Here is a 1,393-nt window from a genome sequence, read left to right as displayed (position 1 = left end):
GGGATCTGAAATAGTCAGCCAAACGATGACCATTGGTGCTAATCTCTCTCGGTACCACGTGAAGCGCATGCCCGAGAAGCAGGCATGGGAAAATTTGTTTCACTGATGCATCAAATACATACGGCGATAGCCATGCCATCCGCATTGGCGATTTGTATTTCTTATATACTTGTTCTCTAAATGCGGTTGTCATATTCACGACATTAGAGTGTTGAATCATCACTCCTTTGGGTTTGCCCGTCGTACCTGAGGTATACATCACATAAGCCAAATGGCCAGGGTCACAAACTTCAGCCAAGTTGGAACAGTCTTCTGCAGATAGCCTGTGACTATCAGGTGAAATGACCAGCACATCCGACGGTACCTTCGCGGCCATTTCTGGCATGGCAACCATAAGCTTAATATGGCTGTCTTGTAACATATAGAGCATACGTTCCTGCGGAAACTCAGGGTCGATAGGCACATATCCCCCACCAGCTTTTAAAATACCAAAAATCCCTACAATCATTTCGATAGAGCGCTCCATAATCATTCCGACCAATTGATCCGCCTGAACTCCTTCTGCTCTTAGCACGCGAGCCAGTTGGTTTGCACGCACATTTAATTCGTTATATGTGATCTGGCTATCTCCAAAAACTACAGCTACTTGATCTGGAGTCTTCTCTACCTGTTCTTCGAATAATTGATGAATGGTTTTTTCACTTGGGTGTTTCACCGCGGTATTTCCCCAGACATCCAATATCATTTCGATTTCCTGTGACGTAATGATCTCAATTTCAGAAAGTTTTGTCTGTGGTTCATCTACAACAGCTTTAATCAACTGGAGAAAGTGATCGGCCATTCGTTTAATCGTGCTTCTCTTGTACAGGCTATCGGCATATGTGAAACTGAAAACCAAACCTTCAGAGCTTTCCATGGCCGTAAGTGTCAAATCGAATTTTGCCATATTCTGTTCGCCCGGGCACAGAGTAACCTGCAAGTCTTGGAATTCCGTCGTACCAGAGTCCATGTTATCTAGCTCAAAAAGAGTATCGAATAACGGATTTCGGCTCAGGTCCCTTTGTACATTCAGCTTCTCCACCAGCAATTCAAACGGATAATCCTGATGCTCAAAGGCATCAAGCACCTGGTCCTTCACTTCCTGAACATATTCGTAAAAAGACTTATCCCCTTCAGGAAAGCTCCGCAATGCAAGCGTGTTGACAAACATCCCGACGACTGGCTGCAAATCATGATGCTGTCTACCTGCAATAGGAGTTCCAACAACGATATCCTCCTAACCGCTGTACTTGAACAATAGGGTCTTGTAGGCCGCCAGTAATACCATAAATAAGGTAGCTCCCGCCTGCAAACTGATATGTTTCAAACCGCTCACGTCCTGATGTGAAATGGC

Annotated in this window: 1 protein-coding gene; it reads right to left on the bottom strand. The window is 44.9% G+C overall.

All coding sequences use genetic code 11. The features are described from left to right. A partial coding sequence (locus GRP75_RS26985; protein WP_160790892.1) for a non-ribosomal peptide synthetase occupies nt 1-1,228 on the bottom strand: 1,228 nt, incomplete at its 3' end. Between the last annotated feature and the right edge of the window lie 165 nt (nt 1,229-1,393).

It is taken from the genome of Paenibacillus sp. OT2-17, assembly GCF_009827695.1.
GTDB classification, from domain to species: Bacteria; Bacillota; Bacilli; order Paenibacillales; family Paenibacillaceae; genus Paenibacillus; species Paenibacillus polymyxa_B.
Note: the sequence above shows the minus strand (reverse complement) of the source record. Positions and strands in the feature narration are given on the sequence as shown.